Origin of the sequence: Virgibacillus sp. W0181 (assembly GCF_051846915.1) — a bacterium.
Taxonomy (GTDB): domain Bacteria; phylum Bacillota; class Bacilli; order Bacillales; family Amphibacillaceae; genus JBPYCR01.
The window spans coordinates 60,660-77,620 of record NZ_JBPYCR010000014.1; the positions used below are offsets into that span (position 1 = coordinate 60,660).

Sequence of the window (16,961 nt, forward strand, 5' to 3'; positions counted from 1 at the left end):
GTGATATATAATCCACCATCTACTTTCGTTCCTGATATAGTTTCATCGGGTCTTCCTGTCCTGCCTTAAGAGGCATATGCTCCATTTTCAACAGTCTTTCCTCTCTCGGCTTCGCTAAATCGGCATAAATTATTTTGGAAGCGCCTAACCCAGCTTCAGCAGTATCATCAATTGAGGCACAGAAATAAGCATGCTCAATACCAGACATATACATCATCGTTAAACACATAGGACACGGCTCACCGCTAGCATACATGATGTAACCTGATAAATCGTGTGTTTGCAATTTTTCTTGTGCTTTTCTAATAGCTACCATTTCCGCGTGGCCACTAACATCAAACTTTTTATGAAGTTCATTTACACCTTCCGCAACAATTTCGCCATCTTTGACCAATACCGCTCCGAACGGTTCACCGCCCTCACGTACATTATTAGCTGAAATTTCTACTGCCCTGCGCATAAATTGATCCATGTAATCGCCTCCAAAAGTGTGATATTATCTTAGCGTTAATGATAATACAGTTTAACTCTAATTTCCAACCACCCGAGACGTTATGATTTCCTTTTCGACCGCTACAGCTAATTTTTCCTGACTTTCACAGTATCATTCATAGACAATTTTCATATCACCGGGTTTAATCCAGCCTTTTCTTCTGAACCATACAGCAATAATTAAACTAATGATGGCTGGAGCGATCATATGTAAAATAACTACTGACCAAAAGACACCCATTGAAAAACCCATCGACTCGAATGCCATTATTTGACCTACAAATCCGCTTGTACCCATACCTGCTCCGGCTGTATTGTTCGTCATTCCGAGCCATGCAGTTCCTATTGGTGCCAATATAATACCGGCTATTGTTGGCGGTATGATAATAATTGGTTTTCTTAGCACATTGGAAACTTGTAGCATGGACGTTCCAATTCCTTGTGCAAGAAATCCACCAATCCCATTATCTTTATAGCTTGCCACAGCAAACCCAACCATTTGTGCCGAACATCCTATAGCAGCCGCTCCGGCAGCAAGTCCATCAAGAGAAAGCATAATCGCAATAGCTACACTGGAAATCGGTGCAGTCAATGCCCATCCCATTAATACAGCAACAATTATTCCCATAATAAATGGTTGTTGAGTCGTGGACCAATTAATAACTTCTCCAAACCAAATCATGAACGTATTAATCGGTGGGCCAATAAACTTCCCTGTTGCAAACCCAGCCAATATCGTCACAAAAGGGGTAATAATGATGTCCACCCTTGTCAATTGATAAACAATCTTTCCAATCTCTGTAGCAAATAAAGCAGCAACATAGCTTCCTGCCGGTCCTCCCAGTTCTGCACCAAAAGCTCCCGCAAATAAAGCGGAAAATAAAACCAATGGCGGAGCTTTCAGCCCATATGCAATCGCTACTGCTATCGCTCCCCCCATTACCTTCGTGTCCATGGCGAATTCGCCCATTTCTACAAAAAAGGGAATCCCGAGCTGTTCACCGGCCGTCTTAATAATAAGTCCGATAATTAAAGATGAAAATAGACCAAGTGCCATATAACTTAGTGCGGTAATAACATACTCCTTTGCAGATAGGCTAACTCCCTTTTTACGTAAAAATTCCCTCATTTCCAAAATCCCCCTCAACTTTTATGTGAAATTATTCACATAACTAATAGTTTGATATTACATATCTTTCTCTTTCTTGGAATAAAAGATTATTCTTGTTTTCTATTATTACGTGATTTTATTCACAAATGCAAGTCTTTTTTTTAAATTCTTTATTTAATTACTCTGGAAACGTGCTTGTTCTTTATTACTCAAACCGTAAAAAAATAGTTTTAAGTATAGTTTAACGCAAGAGTCTTATCTACTATCATTCATTTTCTTATATGAAGCATAGTAAGAAAATGCTCTAGTCTGTCCAACAGCTTTAAAAAACATTGATCATTAAGTTAAAGCTACTGAACAAAGACTAGGTTTCGACCCTTTTCTTTTGCATTATACAACGCTTTATCACAACGAGATAACAAGGTTTGATGTGTATCACCTTCTATGTAAGTGGCTACGCCAAAACTGGCCGTTGTTTGGGCAACTTCACCAAAAGAATGAGATTCTAGATGCTGCCGGAGACGCTCAGCAAGCTTCAGTGCTTCAGCTGATCCTGTATTAGGAGAGATCACTAAAAATTCCTCCCCTCCCCAGCGTCCGATCACATCCGTTTTCTGAATACTCCCTTGTAAAATGCTTGCTGTTTCTTTAAGTACAGTATCACCAAACTGATGTCCAAACTGGTCATTAACAGCTTTGAAATGATCCACATCTATTAAAATAATTGAAAGCGGCGTTCCATTTATTTTGGCTTTCTCCATCTGTTTATCTAACTCAAAATCAAGACTCATACGGTTGGGAATATTTGTGAGACGATCTGTATTGGCGAGCTTTTCTAGCCTTTGTTTTGCTTCTTCGAGTTGAATAGTGCGCTCCTGTACCTTTACTTCTAGTTGGTTATTCATTTCTTTTTTTATTAAGTTTATCTTATCCCCAAGTGCTAATGAGAGAAAAATGGCTTCAAAACCAAAAGCGAAGGCAGCTAAATTTTCATAAAGACCCGGGTGAAACGGAATCCATCCTAAAAAACCGAGACCTTGAATGATCATCGACCCAAGCATAACTGTCCAGCCTGCCATATAAAAACGAGCCATTTTAAAACCTTTCAGCAGCATAATTAAACCGGAAATCCAAAGAAAAGCTAACACGATCACGGTTAGTGAGGTGGTGGCATTATTGACAACTGCAACGTTTGGTACGGTAAAGACGGATAACAGCGAAACAATGGTGACCCATAGAAAGATATTCAGCACACGATTATGTTTCGGCAAATATTTTCTCAACTCTAGAAATTCTTTGCCAAATAAAATCATAAAGAAAACTAGTATATTGCAGCTAATTGGTAATGTTCTGTACAGTAACCACTCCGGCAAAACACGGCCAACAAGTTCAAGGTCAAATGAATTCATCGTAGCTTGATATGCCATAAAACTGAACATATATAACACATAGTAAAAATACGCTTTTTCTTTGAGTGAAAAAAACAAGAACAAATTATACAGCATAAGTGCCAACACAAATCCGTAAAACATCCCAGTCGAAAACTTATACGTCATAACACTGTCTAGAAAACTGCTATCTGTATATAGAGTAGAGCTGAACATGAGGGGCAATACACCTGAAAGCGCAATATACACTTCTTGCACATCAGGATCTTCAATTGTAAACAAGTTAGAGCGGTATCGGATTGGTTGATTATCAATCCCGGAAATACCACCTTCTTGAAAAGTATAAGAGCCGTCTTCTTTAACAAAATACACATTGACGTGATCTTGTTTGTCAATCCCTTCTATCACATAGCCAGTTGTGTTGCCTTCAATTAGTTCATGAAGCTGCAACCGAAGCCAGATTGTATCATTGGTATGCCAAAAAAAGACATGTCTTTGCGTGCTAGGTGTAAAGTGTTGATCATACGTCCCGGCAATCAGATCTTCAACCATCACTTTGTTTGATGAATCATGAAACACATCGAAGTGAGGGCCAAGAACTATACGTTTTTCCTCAGAAGCTGCTTTAGCTGAAAAAGGAATCAATAAAAGTACTATGATACAGAAGAACGCGAAAAGATATTTTTTATTTAGCAGACACTTTTCGTTGTACTGTATCATCATTAATCCCCTTCCAAGTTTTATTATCCTACTATTATATTATCTTCCGAATACTGTGCTTTAGAAAATTGCTAATAGAAACGTATAATACGTTTAAAATTCTGTTCTCCAATAAATTACTTCCAATGTCTTTTTAATTTAAAGACCTCCTGTATATAACCGTACACGGAAACAGGAGACATAATTATTTGATAAAAAACAATGAAAAAGAAAAATCCTATAAAATTTTTTCGGATTCGAAGATTTAATCGCTTAAATACATACTTTTTTTGATAGAAATAAAGAATACTAAAACTAACAAGTGTTAAAGGTAATACCAAAAGAGTCATGGGCCCAACAATCCAGTAGAAACCAAAAAATGCCAATATAAGTCCTGGAATCCAACAAAGAGTATATATAATGTCTAGATAAGGCATAAGTAAGTTAATTCCCGTTAAATATTTAACATACATTTGGGAGTGATCCCAAGGCTTTATTTCTTTTAGCCCTTCTATCATCCCTCTTGCCCATCTTGCCCGTTGAGTAACGAAGTGTTTGAAAGTGCTAGGAACTTCAGTAAAAGAAACAGCTGTCGGTTCAAAGTAAACCTTCCAATTCTTCTCAAGTAACCGCCACGTTAGAACAATATCCTCGCCTATTGCATCAGGCCAACCACCGACTTCTTTTACGCATTCTGTTTTATATAAACTATAAGCACCTTGCGCAACTAAGGTTCCTTGATAAAGGCCTTGAAGTCTTTTAATTGATGCAATTCCTAAGAAATAGTCCCATTCTTGAACTTTTGTCCATAAATTATCTCTGCTGTTTTTCACGAGAACTGAACCCGCAACAGCACAAACATCATTTGGACTGGACTTCATTCTTGATACAAGATAACGAATGGACGATTGGTGAAGCAGGGTATCTGCATCAACCGTAATAGCATAAGGTGTTGTAACAACCTTCAGACCTCGATTTAATGCATGGAACTTTCCACGGGCATTTTCATGAAGTAATTCAATTTTAATAGCTAATTCCTTTTTGGCTCTTAGAACTTCCTGAACGGTTTGATCGTTTGAACAATTATTGATAACAAATACCTTTATTTTCCCCTTATAGTCTTGTTCATTAATGTACTTTAAGGTCTGAAAAATTTTGTCTTCTTCGTTGTAAGCAGCAATAAGTATGGTTATTTCATCATTAGGATATTCAGTTTTAAAAAGAGGCTGACGATCTAAAATTACACTGATAACTAAAAAAGCATTCATATACCCCGGAATATATGAAATCCCCCCAATGATTAATAAGGCTATTGGAAGCGACACAATATGCGAGAGATCTCTTAGCCAGGGAAGTGCTAGATAAATAGAAAGAATCAACCATAAACAAGAAAATAAATGGCTTATCATAAACTTCATTTTTACTGGAATATATAGTTTGTTATTTTCGTAAGTAAATTGGGGTTTAGAATTGCTTAAAAGTTTCATACTTTTTATACCTTTCGACATTTAATGGCATTAACCTAGTTTTTTCTATCTATGTAATATTACCACGTTTAAAAGTAAAATAGTAGTAATTTTTAATCAATTCGGCCTAACTCTGGCACTTTCCTACTAATATAGTTTCGCTACAAATTTTCTCATGAATACTATATTTTATGTAAAAATGTTGCCACATTAATTTTCGAAACGATGTTCTATCTAGGCGATTTCAACAAACATTCCGTTGTACAATAAGCACTGTCTTAAAAGAAGCAACTCTAGCACAAAATCAAATTCGTATAAAGTGTGCTTTCGGAATTCACCATACCAGCAGAAAATGTTTCACGTTCCGAATTTAATGCTTCGAACACCTGTAATAACGGCAACTAGATTGATTTACTGCCCTGATTCGGCTATAATTTGGGTGGATTACTATTTATAATGTGATAATTGTGTACGGGAGGAATAGACAATGGATCAAACAATAAACAAAGAAGCATCAGCACTGTCTGAAGTTATTCGCGAACGACGTGCTGTAAAAAAGGGCTATACAGATAAAGAGGTAAAAGAAACACTCGTTAAAGAACTACTGGCGGATGCAATTTGGGCACCAACACATGGGAATCGTCAGCCGTGGCGTTTTATTTTTGTTGGTCAAGACCAGTTGCCGACCTTTGCGAAAAAGGTTGCCGCGACCTATCCGGAAGACCGCCAGCAGAACCGGGAAGATTACTTGAATGAGCCAAATGCTATTCTAGTCGTTACGATGGAAGTGCCGGAAATGGAAAAACAGTGGGATGAAAACTTCGGGGCTACTGCTGCCATGTTGCAAAATTTTTGGTTGCTTGCCTGGGAAAGACAGCTCGGAGTCGTTTGGAAAACAAATCCACATATTTATGATCAGAAAGTAAAGGATATATTAAACGTACCTGACAATGAAAAAATAGTTGGCTTCATTCATCTTGGTTACTTTGATAAAAAGCCGATTAAAAAAGACCGTATTTCAGTAGATGAGAAATTCTCAACATTTAATGGATAAAACGCCACTTTTCTCCATTTGCATACATGTTTTTTATTTAAAAGTCTTTGTTAAACAAACAATAGGGTTGTATCTTTGGTCATATATTGACCAAGGGACAACCCTGTTTTTCCGTGAGTAAACATACCTTTTGACGAGCTCTCCCTTCCTGTTGGGGCGCGTTCCTCCCCTGTTGACGAGCGTTCCCTCCTGTTGGCGCGCGTTTCTCCTTTGTTGACGAGCGTTGCTCCCCTGCTGTCGAGCGTTACTCCCTTGTTGATGCGCGTTACTCTCCTGGCGAGCGTTCCTCTCGTGCTGACGAGCGTTCCCTTCTGTTGGCGCGCGGTTCTTCACTTAACGACGGAAGCCTATTTTTCTTCCTAAACTGAGTCCATTTTTTCGCCACGCTTTTTTATTCAATCTAATTTATGCAAATCGGTTATTTTACCCGCCTTTACAACTTGTCCTGGCACGTCCTTGTCGATTAATCCGGGTAGTTGCTCCGATAATGCGATGAGCTTGTCCAGATCGACTCCTGTGTCATATCCCATCGCATGAAGCATATGAACAAGATCTTCTGTACATATATTTCCGGTTGCCCCCGGCGCAAAGGGACAGCCACCCAAACCACCAAGAGAGGCATCATACCTTACAATTCCTGCATCCATTCCAGCTAGTACATTGGCAAGCCCCATCCCGCGTGTATTGTGGAAGTGGAGCGTCATCGGAACGTCAGGATACATGTTCACTGCTTGCTTCATTAACCTTTGCACCTGTTTCGGATGTGCCATTCCTGTAGTATCTGCAAACGTAACGTTATCCATCCCCAATTCCTCTACGTAGATACGTAAAAAATGGAACAATCTTTTTTCTGAAATCTCTCCTTCAAATGGGCAACCGAAGCTAGTTGCAAGCGATCCATTCACTTTAATATCGGTACTTTTAACAATATCCATAACTTTTTTAAATTCCTGAAGTGATTGTTCTGTCGTCTTTCGAACATTTTGCATGTTATGTGATTCACTAACGGACATGACTAGATTAATTTCATCAACATCAGCTTCCACTGCTCGAATAGCTCCTTGTTTATTAGGAACGAGCGCAACGTACGTGACCGCTTCATTTCTATCTATATTTTTAAAAACTTCTGCAGCATCTTTTAACTGCGGCACCGCTTTTGGAGACACGAATGAAGACACTTCAATTTTGCTGACGCCGGTTTTACTCAATTCATTAATTAAGTTCACTTTTTCCTCTGTTGTTATACATGCGGATTCAATTTGAATGCCGTCACGTGTGACAACTTCCTGTATATGCAATTTGTTTTCCAATGTTATCCCCCGCTTTAGCACATGCTTTATATCATGTCTTCATCCTTCAATTGCTGAATCGTTTCATCCGACATACCTAGGATTCCTTTGTACACCTCTTCATTATGTTCCCCCAACTTTGGCCCCGCCCATTTGATTTGACCAGGGTTTTCAGAAAACTTCGGAACGATGCCAGGCATTTTTAATGTCCCAAGCTGGTCAACGTCGATATCTTTAATCATATCACGGGCTTCGAAGTGTGGGTCATGGACTATATCTTCAATACTGTAAATTGGCCCCGCAGGTACATCGTGCGCATCCAGCACTTCAACTGCTTCATGCAGTGTCTTCGTTTTTGTCCACGTTTCAATTAGCGTATCTAAAAAGTCACTTTGTTTTGCCCGTAAATCATTTGTAGCAAAATCGGCGCTCGTGCCAATTTCTTCTTTTCCAATCGCTTTCATAAGTCGTTTGAAAATGCTGTCCCCATTCCCCCCAATCACGATATACTTCCCGTCCTTACACAAATACGTATTTGATGGCGCAATTCCAGGAAGCTTGCTACCACTTCTTTCCCTAATATGATGATCGAAATCGTATTCCGGGACGAGGCTTTCCATCATGCTGAACACCGCTTCATATAAAGCGACATCTACGTATTGACCTTGATTTGTTCCTACAACATCACGGTTATAAATAGCCATTAATGCACTCATGACACTGTACAAAGAAGAAATGGAATCACCCATGCTTACACCTACTCTGGTTGGCGGCCGATCTGGATAACCAGTCAAATAACGCATGCCCCCGATTGCTTCTCCAATGCTACCAAAGCCCGGTTTACTACTGTACGGCCCGTCCTGTCCATAACCGGATATTCGAACCATAATTAGGCGTGGATTGACTTTCTTTAACTCCTCATAGCCGATCCCCCACTCTTCCAGCTTCCCAGGACGAAAGTTTTCTATGATAACGTCGGTCGTTTCCACAAGTTCTTTGATGATTTCCTGTCCCTTGTCACTTTTCAAATCAAGTGTAATACTTTTTTTGTTTCTAGCCTGGACGTACCACCATAAAGAAGTGTCTTCATGCATTTTGCGCCATTTTCTAAGCGGGTCCCCCGCTACCGGTGTTTCCACTTTGATGACTTCCGCACCAAAATCCGCAAAAATCCTGCCGGCAAACGGACCCGCAATCAATGTTCCAAGCTCCAGCACCCGAAGACCCGACAGCAATTCCTTCGTTGTTTCTTTATCAAACATACGTTTCATCCCATCTCTTTATTATCATTATTCGTATATTCATACTTTAATGTTAGCAAGGTATGCGTAACAATTCCATAATAACTATTAATTTTCTTTCCATTGATTCTTTTCCAAACTCTGTTTATATGTAATCCTAGAGGAGCATGCACTTCTTTTGCCATCATATTCTGAATTGTTATGACCTTTTTCAAAAAACCGCTTGACATTCCTTGAAATATAATTTAGTATAAATTTAAATTCATGAAAAGATTGCGATGACGAAGATTAGTAATCTGTATAACCTCTTCAAGAGAGCTGGTGATTGGTGGAAACCAGTGTGGCATATAGATGAATGGACTTCCGAGCTTCCAGACCGAACCGAATTTGCAGTAGGCTCTGGCGAGTATGTCTTATCGTTACAAAAGACAATTATAAAGTGAACAATTGTATTACTCATATTGTCGCTTTGTAATTACCAAAGTGAGCCATAAATGGCTAATAAAGGTGGTACCGCGAGTTCCTCGTCCTTTTTCGGATGAAGGGATTTTTTTATTTTTATACAGGTAATCAATTTTAGAGACTGTTGAGCATAAAACAAACACAACATAAATCGATGCGTAAGAAGAGTAAGCTTTTATGAAGCAATCAGAGAGCCGGTGATTGGTGAGATTCCGGCATGTGGATGGAAGCTGAATGGCCTTACAAGAGATTTCCTGAAAAGTAGTAGGGAAAGACGGGTGTTCCGCCGTTACACGGATAGGATATCGGATTATTCCTGTATCTGAAATGAGATGAAAAGGATGATCTTTTCAATTGAGGTGGCACCGCGAATATCAACGCCCTCTGCAAGCATATACATCTATGTTTGCAGGGGGCGTTTTTTTATCTGTTAGACCGGATTTTCTAATAGTTTATTCGAACAAGAGATGATTTCTTTAGGAGGAATGAAACAATGGAAACGGCAAAAGCAAAAAACATCCATTTTAAACTGGAGAAGATGAATGCAGACACGTTAACACCGGTAGGTATATTTAAACGATTGGACGGTGCTAGGAAATTTTTGCTTGAAAGCTCTGTACAACACGAGAAAAAGGGAAAGTACTCTTATATTGGCGTAAATCCTTATGAAGAAATTATTGGTCATGGAAATGGAACAACCGTCATTAATCATGAAGCCGAAACGAAAAAGGAAATAAAACAAAATGTTCTTCAATATATAAAGAGCAACTTCCCAAAACTTGATCTGGATCTCCCTCTTCCCTTCACTGGAGGAGCCATTGGATATATAGGGTACGATGCGATCCGCCATTTTCAGCATATTGGTGAAAAATTGGAAGATGACTTGGAAATGCCTGATGTTCACTTAATGGTTTATAAAAACATTATTGTTTATGAGCATAGTAATGAAACGGCACACTTAATTGCCATGAACGTAGATCAACAGCCAGAAGCCGTGCTGGAAGAACGGATTCAATCATTAAAAGAAGTGCTTAAAAAAGATATAACGGTCCCAGCGCCAGAAGCTTCATCTGTTAACTTTCAACCGAACATTTCTAAGGACGCTTTTATGGAAAAGGTGAAAGTAGCAAAAAAATATATTCACGATGGAGAAGCAGAACAAATCGTCTTATCTCAACGAATGCAAGCAGAACTTCATGTTGATCCATTTTCCTTTTACCGTAAACTGCGTGTCGCTAATCCGTCACCTTATATGTTTTACATTGATTTTTCTGATTACTTGATTATCGGGGCTTCACCAGAAACGCTCATTCAGACAACCGGTAATAATGTCGTCACCAATCCGATTGCAGGGACGAGAGCGCGAGGCAAAACAAAAATGGAAGACGAACAATTAATGCATGATTTGCTTCAGGATAAAAAAGAGCTATCAGAACATGAAATGCTCGTAACATTAAGTAAAGATGAACTGCTGCAAACATGCGATGCAAATAGTGTTCACGCTCCTGTTTATATGAATATTGAAAAATACGAACACGTCATGCACATCGTATCGGAAGTACACGGCACATTAAAGAAAAACTTTACGAGCATTGATGCATTAATTGCTAGTTTACCAGCTGGAACAGTTTCCGGTTCTCCTAAAAAGCGGGCGATGCAAATTGTTAATGAACTGGAAGAAAAGACGCGCGGTTTTTATGGCGGCGGCATTGGCTACATGACTTTTAATCATGACTTAAACATAGCCCTTGCCATTCGTTCCCTCGTCATTAAGGAAAACAAGGCTTACTTACAAGCAGGTGCTGGAATTGTTAAGGATTCAATTCCGGAAAATGAATACTTGGAAACAATGAACAAAGCGAGATCACTGATGGAAAATGGGCTTGATACGTAAATAGATAAAGGAGGACACTGTTATGAAGCATTTTATCGAAAAGCTGATTAATAAGCAGAACTTGACGGTGGAAGAAATGAAAGAAGCAACAAATATGTGCTTCACCAATACGATTACAGATTCAGAAATGGCTGCATTCTTAATTGCTTTACGCTCTAAAGGGGAAACGCCAGATGAAATTACCGGCATTACGGAAGTTATTCGTTCCCACTCCCCTTTGAATACAAATACATTTACCGACGTTATGGATAATTGCGGGACAGGTGGCGATCGTTCCAATAGTTTTAACATTAGTACGACGACTGCATTCGTTTTAGCCGGTGCAGGGGTAAAGGTTGCAAAACATGGAAACAGAAGCATTTCCAGTAAAACGGGCAGTGCCGATGTTTTAGAACACTTAGGTGTTTCCCTTTCTTTTTCCAAAGAACATGCGGAAAAAATGCTTCAAGAAAATAACATTACTTTTTTATTCGCTCCTTATGTTCATGCCAAGTTGAAGCATTTTATGAAAGTACGTAAAGAGCTAGGACTGCCAACTATCTTTAATGCAATCGGTCCATTAACTAATCCGGTCAAACTAAAAACCCAGTTACTTGGAGTGTACCGACGGGATATGATTTATATGATGGCAGAAGCATTGCATAAATTAGGTCGAAAGCGGGCAATCGTCGTCAACGGGGCAGGATTTATGGATGAGGCATCCCTTGCCGGTGAAAATCATCTTGCACTGCTTGAAAACGGAGAAGTAACCCCTTTTACCCTATTCCCGGAAGAACTTAACTTGCCAACACATCCGAATGAGGCCATTCGTGGTGGCGATGTCAAAGAAAATGCGCAAATATTACTTGATGTACTGAATGGAGAAGCCGGGCCTTACATGGATACCGTCCTCTTAAATGCCGGACTTGGATTATTTGCCAACGGAAAAGCGACTACCATTAAAAGCGGTGTTGATTTGGCACAAGAAAGTATTGCTTCAGGAGCGGCCCGTGAACGGTTGGATAACTTAATCACCTACAGCAAACAAGTAAAAAGCGAGGCGATCTAGTAATGACGATTTTGGATAAAATTTTGCAAGAAAAGACAAAAGAAGTAGAACTATTAAAGGGTAAAACCTTTACTCAAACTTCACATAAACAGGTGCCGACTTTTCGTGAAAAGATAAAACAGTCTACTAGGATGGGGATCATTGCGGAAATTAAACGCTCCTCTCCTTCCAAAGGAAACATTCATATGACTGTTGATCCGGTACATCAGGCAAAGCAATATGAAGCTTGTGGAGCGAGTGCCATTTCCGTATTAACGGATAAACCTTTCTTCAATGGAACGATGGAAGACTTGAAGAATGTACGACAAGCGGTTGACGTACCGATTTTATGCAAAGATTTTATGATCGATAAAGTACAGATTGATCAAGCAAAAGCAGCAGGCGCAAATATTATTTTATTAATTGTTGCGGCACTTGATCAAGCAACATTAACGGAGCTTTATCATTATGCAGTGGATGCCGGGCTTGAAGTACTTGTTGAAGTACATCAAGAATCGGAAATGGAACGTGCCCTTCAGCTGGGAGCGTCCATTATCGGCATTAATAATCGTGATTTAAAGACATTTACCGTTGATTTGGAAACGACAGATGCATTGGCTTCCATGGTAACAGACCCTAATACACTATTAATTAGTGAAAGCGGGATTCGAACAAAATCAGATGTCTCCCATGTTGCGGAAGCAGGGGCTCAGGCTATTTTAGTTGGTGAAACATTTATGCGTGCCGAAAATGTTCAGGAGGCATTTAATGAATTGCAAATTCCATTAATTACGAAGGAGGGATAACATGCTCGTAAAAATTTGCGGCATTCAAACAATAGAAGCCGGGACAACCGCGGTCGAGGCTGGCGCCGACTTCATCGGATTCGTATTCGCACCGAGCAGCCGGCGATTGTCGCCTTTTCAGGCAGCAGGTATTGCTCACTCCCTCCCTTCTTCCGTTAAAAAAGTTGGGGTGTTCGTTAATGAGCAGGTGGAAACGATACTAACCATTGCCGAGACTGTAAAACTGGATTATATCCAGTTGCACGGCGATGAAGCAGCAGAAATTGCCGAAGTACTCCCCTATCCCATTATTAAAGCATTTTCGATTGATGAGGCAATACATGAGCAAATAGATCAATATCCTTGTGACTATTACTTGATCGACAGTCCGGCAAGGAAATACCGTGGTGGAAGCGGCAAAACCTTTGACTGGGAAAAGATGCTTACCTTGCCGATCGACCGAAAAAAAATCCTGCTTGCAGGCGGACTGACCGCTGAAAATATACAGGAGGCAATAGAAGTCGTCAAGCCGGCAGGTGTAGATGTATCGAGCGGTGTAGAAACAGATGGTGTAAAAGATAACACGAAGATTAGACAATTTTTAAGCCTAGCAAAAGCATGACAGAGATGTTTACTATATTTTGCTTATTACGTACTGAAAGGATGAACCGAATTGACTACTTATACGATGCCAGATACCAAAGGTCGCTACGGAAATTACGGCGGTAGATTTGTTCCAGAATTATTAATGCCAGCATTAATGGAACTAGAAAAAGCATATGAAGATGCGATCCAGGATGAAAAATTTTCGAGTGAACTTAATTCTTACTTGAAACAATATGTCGGAAGAGAAACCCCGCTTTATCATGCGGAAAATTTATCTGAAAAACTAGGTGGCCCGGCCATATATTTAAAACGGGAAGATTTAAACCATACAGGAGCCCATAAGATCAATAATACAATTGGCCAAGCATTGCTTGCAGTACGCATGGGAAAGAAAAAAATTGTCGCAGAGACAGGCGCCGGCCAGCATGGTGTTGCAACAGCCACTGTATGTGCATTACTCGGACTGGAGTGTGTTGTTTTTATGGGGGCAGTTGACGCAAAGAGACAAGAATTAAATGTTTTTCGCATGGAATTATTAGGAGCTAAAGTCGAACGAGTCTCTCAAGGAAGCGGAACGTTAAAAGATGCGATCAATGAAGCATTACGCTACTGGGTCAGCCATGTGAAAGATACCCATTACATTTTGGGATCTGTCGTTGGCCCCCATCCATTTCCAAGAATCGTGCGCGACTTACAATCCGTGATTGGCAAGGAAACGAGAAAGCAAATGATCGAACAGACAGGCAGACTACCTGAAGCAGTAATCGCTTGTGTGGGCGGCGGCAGTAATGCTATGGGCATGTTTTTTCCGTTTATTGAAGATACGGATGTCAATTTGTATGGCGTTGAAGCAGGCGGAAAAGGCGTGGAAACGAATAAACATGCCGCTGCATTAACGACTGGTGTAACTGGAATATTGCATGGCACCATGACAAAACTATTGCAGGATAAACATGGGCAAATTCAAGAGGCAAATTCTATTTCAGCCGGATTGGATTATCCCGGTATTGGTCCCGAACATAGTCATTTAGCGGAAACAAGTCGGGTTCACTATCCTTCTATAACCGATCAAGAAGCACTGAAAGCATTTCAGCTTCTGTCCCGAACAGAAGGAATTATTCCTGCCTTGGAAAGCTCCCATGCTGTAGCTTATGCTATGAAATTAGCGCAAGAAATGAATGAAAAGCAATCTATCGTTATTTGTTTATCTGGTCGCGGAGACAAGGATGTTGCGCAAATAAAGTCGATATTGGAGGAAAATTAGCATGGGTAAAGAACGAATCAAGCATATGTTTCAACAAAAATTAAATGCAAATGAAAATCTATTTGTTCCCTATATTATGGCGGGAGATGGCGGATTGGAACGATTAGAGGAACGCATGTTATTTTTACAAGATTGCGGCGTTGCAGCCATTGAAGTCGGAATTCCTTTCTCCGATCCATCCGCTGATGGTCCGACAATACAAGAAGCTGGACAGCGTGCATTAAAAAACGGAATTACTTTAACAGATATCATGCAGACGCTGGAAAAATTTAAAGAAAAAAGAAAAATACCTACTGTTATTATGACTTATGTTAACCTCATCTATCGTTACGGCATAGAACAGTTTGCCTTAGATTGCAAAAAAGTCGGAGTCGATGGTGTGATTATTCCCGATGTCCCAATGGAAGAAGAAGAATTGATCTCGGAAGTTTTTCAAAAGCATGCGATCGCTTTTGTTCGCCTTGCTGCATTAACGAGTCCACCTGATCGAATTAAACAAATCGCAGAGCGCACAGAAGGATTTCTGTATGCAGTGTCCGTAACCGGAACAACCGGCGCACGTGCAACTCATCAAGATAGTGTATATACGTACTTGGAAGACTTAAAAAAACACTCCTCTGTCCCTGTACTCGCCGGTTTCGGAGTTTCTACCCCTGAACAAGCGCAAAAGCTTAGTAAACATTGTGACGGAGTAATTGTCGGAAGTAAAATTGTTGATCTCTTTCATCAAAATCGAAAAGAAGAAGTAAAAGAGTTAATTAAAGCAAGCTTATAAGACAATCTTAGGTAAAACAGTTATACGGAAAAAAATCAAGTAAGCCCACTTGCATCCTACTTATTGGCAAGTGGGCTTTCTATTATTGTTTCCCTTGTCTTCTTTTCGCTTCCTCATATTCTTTCTCGGTTATTTCTCCTTTTTCCAACCTGCCTTTCATAATATCAAGCGAACCTTTTTGACGATCTTTTGGAGTTCGAAACCTTAATAAGATCCACAAAAGTACGAGCGCAACAATGATTGTTAATACAATCCTTACAGGACCATTAAATAATATAGACCCTAGAGCAGTTAGCATTTGATTCACTCCTCTACGATTAATATAACCATTATTGGCTCCTTATAAGCATGTACTTTTTTTATAACGGGTTCAATTTAGGGTGCGTAAAATGTATATAACGGAATAAATGAACACCAAACAACGAATTAACACCATAAATAACGAGCAAAAAATCTCAGATAAGCTCTCTGAGCGTTTTTGCTTGTTATTTAACGATACGACTTTAACTAAAATGCCTATTTCCAGAATAATATTATGCAACAATCGCGCCCGATTGTTACACAATGGAACTCTTAATCTATAGTCTATATGATTTTACTTCTTTTACCTTCCCAGACTTTGCAGTGTTACTAAACATATATACATCACAGAAATCAATTTTTGTTCCATTATCTAATGAAATTACACCATTTATTGAAGCGAACTTCCCGTGAGTTATCACTTGATAAATTTCCAGGCAGTCAACGATGTCTTTATTTTCCTTTTGCATAAGAGTAATAAATGAACTTTGACCCTCTATTTTTTTATTATCTTTTAATTGATACCATATGAGAGATTCATCCGCAAATTCTTTAATGATTTCATTTTGCTGTTTTAATATAGCTACTGTAAAATCAATAAGTACTTGTTTCCTAGGGGCATTGTCACATCCCTTTGGAATGATAAGCTTCATTTCATTTGAAGAACTGTTCACAATATCCAACCTCCCAAAAACCATTCTTCAGAACTACTTTACTTAAACAGAAAGTATCGCAATGTTATAAGACCTACTTGCTACTACACAATATGTCCTTTTAACGACACAGTCTTTATTTCAAAATTGCACCTATTTCGATATAATCTTTTATTACCAAGGCTTCATAAAGCCTATAAAAATTTCTTAAATGCCATTCCAATTTTCTTTATCCAAAGAAATACAATAAGATTTAAGTTCCACTACCGTATTATCATTAAAAAAATACACGTCACACGCCTCGATTACATTTACCATTTCATCATTTTTATAAAATTCCGCTGTACCTACTATAACCACTTTTTCTCCTGTTTCAATAATTTCATCAACTGAAAAATTCGTAGTCACACTTTCAAAATATTCACAAACAGGGTTAAAATAATCCTCTACTTCTT

Annotated in this window: 16 protein-coding genes and 2 other annotated features; of the genes, 7 read left to right on the forward strand and 9 right to left on the reverse strand. The window is 39.2% G+C overall.

The window, feature by feature from the left end:
• Positions 1-19: 19 nt before the first annotated feature.
• The 4 genes from ACLIBG_RS08145 to ACLIBG_RS08160 form a co-directional block, all read right to left on the reverse strand.
• On the reverse strand, positions 20-472 hold the full coding sequence (locus tag ACLIBG_RS08145; RefSeq protein WP_439312266.1) for a nucleoside deaminase: 453 nt from the start codon (positions 470-472) through the stop codon (positions 20-22).
• A 132-nt stretch (positions 473-604) separates the two neighbouring features.
• On the reverse strand, positions 605-1,621 hold the full coding sequence (locus tag ACLIBG_RS08150; protein WP_439312267.1) for a PTS transporter subunit IIC: 1,017 nt from the start codon (positions 1,619-1,621) through the stop codon (positions 605-607).
• A gap of 332 nt (positions 1,622-1,953) precedes the next feature.
• Complete coding sequence (locus tag ACLIBG_RS08155; RefSeq protein ID WP_439312268.1) at positions 1,954-3,711, reverse strand: sensor domain-containing diguanylate cyclase; 1,758 nt, start codon at positions 3,709-3,711, stop codon at positions 1,954-1,956.
• 116 nt (positions 3,712-3,827) lie between these two features.
• A complete protein-coding gene (locus tag ACLIBG_RS08160) occupies positions 3,828-5,177 on the reverse strand; it encodes a glycosyltransferase family 2 protein (RefSeq protein ID WP_439312283.1) in 1,350 nt (449 codons plus the stop codon).
• 466 nt (positions 5,178-5,643) lie between these two features.
• On the opposite strand from ACLIBG_RS08160, the gene ACLIBG_RS08165 reads away from it, so the two are divergent.
• A complete protein-coding gene (locus ACLIBG_RS08165) occupies positions 5,644-6,210 on the forward strand; it encodes a nitroreductase family protein (protein ID WP_439312269.1) in 567 nt (188 codons plus the stop codon).
• 395 nt (positions 6,211-6,605) lie between these two features.
• Here ACLIBG_RS08165 and ACLIBG_RS08170 read toward each other — a convergent pair whose 3' ends face one another.
• On the reverse strand, positions 6,606-7,520 hold the full coding sequence (locus tag ACLIBG_RS08170) for a hydroxymethylglutaryl-CoA lyase (RefSeq protein ID WP_439312270.1): 915 nt from the start codon (positions 7,518-7,520) through the stop codon (positions 6,606-6,608).
• Positions 7,521-7,546: 26 nt separating this feature from the next.
• Positions 7,547-8,761 (reverse strand): CaiB/BaiF CoA transferase family protein, encoded by a 1,215-nt coding sequence (locus ACLIBG_RS08175; RefSeq protein ID WP_439312271.1) that lies wholly within the window; start codon positions 8,759-8,761, stop codon positions 7,547-7,549.
• Positions 8,762-9,009: 248 nt separating this feature from the next.
• Positions 9,010-9,275 (forward strand) — a binding site (T-box leader).
• Positions 9,276-9,347: 72 nt separating this feature from the next.
• Positions 9,348-9,590, forward strand: a binding site (T-box leader).
• Positions 9,591-9,695: 105 nt separating this feature from the next.
• On the opposite strand from ACLIBG_RS08175, the gene trpE reads away from it, so the two are divergent.
• The 6 genes from trpE (at position 9,696) to trpA (ending at position 15,553) form a co-directional block, all read left to right on the forward strand.
• A complete protein-coding gene (gene trpE / locus ACLIBG_RS08180) occupies positions 9,696-11,096 on the forward strand; it encodes an anthranilate synthase component I (protein WP_439312272.1) in 1,401 nt (466 codons plus the stop codon).
• A gap of 22 nt (positions 11,097-11,118) precedes the next feature.
• Positions 11,119-12,144 carry an anthranilate phosphoribosyltransferase gene (trpD, locus tag ACLIBG_RS08185; RefSeq protein ID WP_439312273.1) on the forward strand — a complete coding sequence of 342 codons (1,026 nt, stop codon included), beginning with the start codon at positions 11,119-11,121 and terminating at the stop codon, positions 12,142-12,144.
• Positions 12,145-12,146: 2 nt separating this feature from the next.
• Complete coding sequence (trpC, locus tag ACLIBG_RS08190) at positions 12,147-12,929, forward strand: indole-3-glycerol phosphate synthase TrpC (protein WP_439312274.1); 783 nt, start codon at positions 12,147-12,149, stop codon at positions 12,927-12,929.
• A gap of 1 nt (position 12,930) precedes the next feature.
• Positions 12,931-13,530: a phosphoribosylanthranilate isomerase gene (locus ACLIBG_RS08195; protein ID WP_439312275.1), complete on the forward strand. Its 600-nt coding sequence runs from the start codon at positions 12,931-12,933 to the stop codon at positions 13,528-13,530.
• A 66-nt stretch (positions 13,531-13,596) separates the two neighbouring features.
• Positions 13,597-14,778: a tryptophan synthase subunit beta gene (gene trpB, locus ACLIBG_RS08200; protein ID WP_439312284.1), complete on the forward strand. Its 1,182-nt coding sequence runs from the start codon at positions 13,597-13,599 to the stop codon at positions 14,776-14,778.
• 1 nt (position 14,779) lies between these two features.
• Positions 14,780-15,553 (forward strand): tryptophan synthase subunit alpha, encoded by a 774-nt coding sequence (gene trpA, locus ACLIBG_RS08205; RefSeq protein ID WP_439312276.1) that lies wholly within the window; start codon positions 14,780-14,782, stop codon positions 15,551-15,553.
• An 82-nt stretch (positions 15,554-15,635) separates the two neighbouring features.
• Here trpA and ACLIBG_RS08210 read toward each other — a convergent pair whose 3' ends face one another.
• The 3 genes from ACLIBG_RS08210 to ACLIBG_RS08220 form a co-directional block, all read right to left on the reverse strand.
• The gene (locus tag ACLIBG_RS08210) at positions 15,636-15,851 is read right to left on the reverse strand and encodes an SHOCT domain-containing protein (protein WP_439312277.1); all 216 of its coding nucleotides are present in this window, start codon (positions 15,849-15,851) and stop codon (positions 15,636-15,638) included.
• Between the two features lie 280 nt (positions 15,852-16,131).
• Positions 16,132-16,527: a hypothetical protein gene (locus ACLIBG_RS08215; RefSeq protein WP_439312278.1), complete on the reverse strand. Its 396-nt coding sequence runs from the start codon at positions 16,525-16,527 to the stop codon at positions 16,132-16,134.
• A gap of 186 nt (positions 16,528-16,713) precedes the next feature.
• Positions 16,714-16,961 (reverse strand): hypothetical protein (locus ACLIBG_RS08220; protein ID WP_439312279.1); only part of this gene is annotated, 248 nt, incomplete at its 5' end.

Excerpts from the sequence above, each read along its gene's own strand:
- ACLIBG_RS08145 (WP_439312266.1), bottom strand. The coding sequence starts at position 472 with ATGGATCAATTTATGCGCAGGGCAGTAGAAATTTCAGCTAATAATGTA.
- ACLIBG_RS08150 (WP_439312267.1), bottom strand. The coding sequence starts at position 1,621 with ATGAGGGAATTTTTACGTAAAAAGGGAGTTAGCCTATCTGCAAAGGAG.
- ACLIBG_RS08155 (WP_439312268.1), bottom strand. The coding sequence starts at position 3,711 with ATGATACAGTACAACGAAAAGTGTCTGCTAAATAAAAAATATCTTTTC.
- ACLIBG_RS08160 (WP_439312283.1), bottom strand. The coding sequence starts at position 5,177 with ATGAAACTTTTAAGCAATTCTAAACCCCAATTTACTTACGAAAATAAC.
- ACLIBG_RS08165 (WP_439312269.1), top strand. The coding sequence starts at position 5,644 with ATGGATCAAACAATAAACAAAGAAGCATCAGCACTGTCTGAAGTTATT.
- ACLIBG_RS08175 (WP_439312271.1), bottom strand. The coding sequence starts at position 8,761 with ATGTTTGATAAAGAAACAACGAAGGAATTGCTGTCGGGTCTTCGGGTG.
- trpE (WP_439312272.1), top strand. The coding sequence starts at position 9,696 with ATGGAAACGGCAAAAGCAAAAAACATCCATTTTAAACTGGAGAAGATG.
- trpD (WP_439312273.1), top strand. The coding sequence starts at position 11,119 with ATGAAGCATTTTATCGAAAAGCTGATTAATAAGCAGAACTTGACGGTG.
- trpC (WP_439312274.1), top strand. The coding sequence starts at position 12,147 with ATGACGATTTTGGATAAAATTTTGCAAGAAAAGACAAAAGAAGTAGAA.
- ACLIBG_RS08195 (WP_439312275.1), top strand. The coding sequence starts at position 12,931 with ATGCTCGTAAAAATTTGCGGCATTCAAACAATAGAAGCCGGGACAACC.
- trpB (WP_439312284.1), top strand. The coding sequence starts at position 13,597 with ATGCCAGATACCAAAGGTCGCTACGGAAATTACGGCGGTAGATTTGTT.
- trpA (WP_439312276.1), top strand. The coding sequence starts at position 14,780 with ATGGGTAAAGAACGAATCAAGCATATGTTTCAACAAAAATTAAATGCA.
- ACLIBG_RS08210 (WP_439312277.1), bottom strand. The coding sequence starts at position 15,851 with ATGCTAACTGCTCTAGGGTCTATATTATTTAATGGTCCTGTAAGGATT.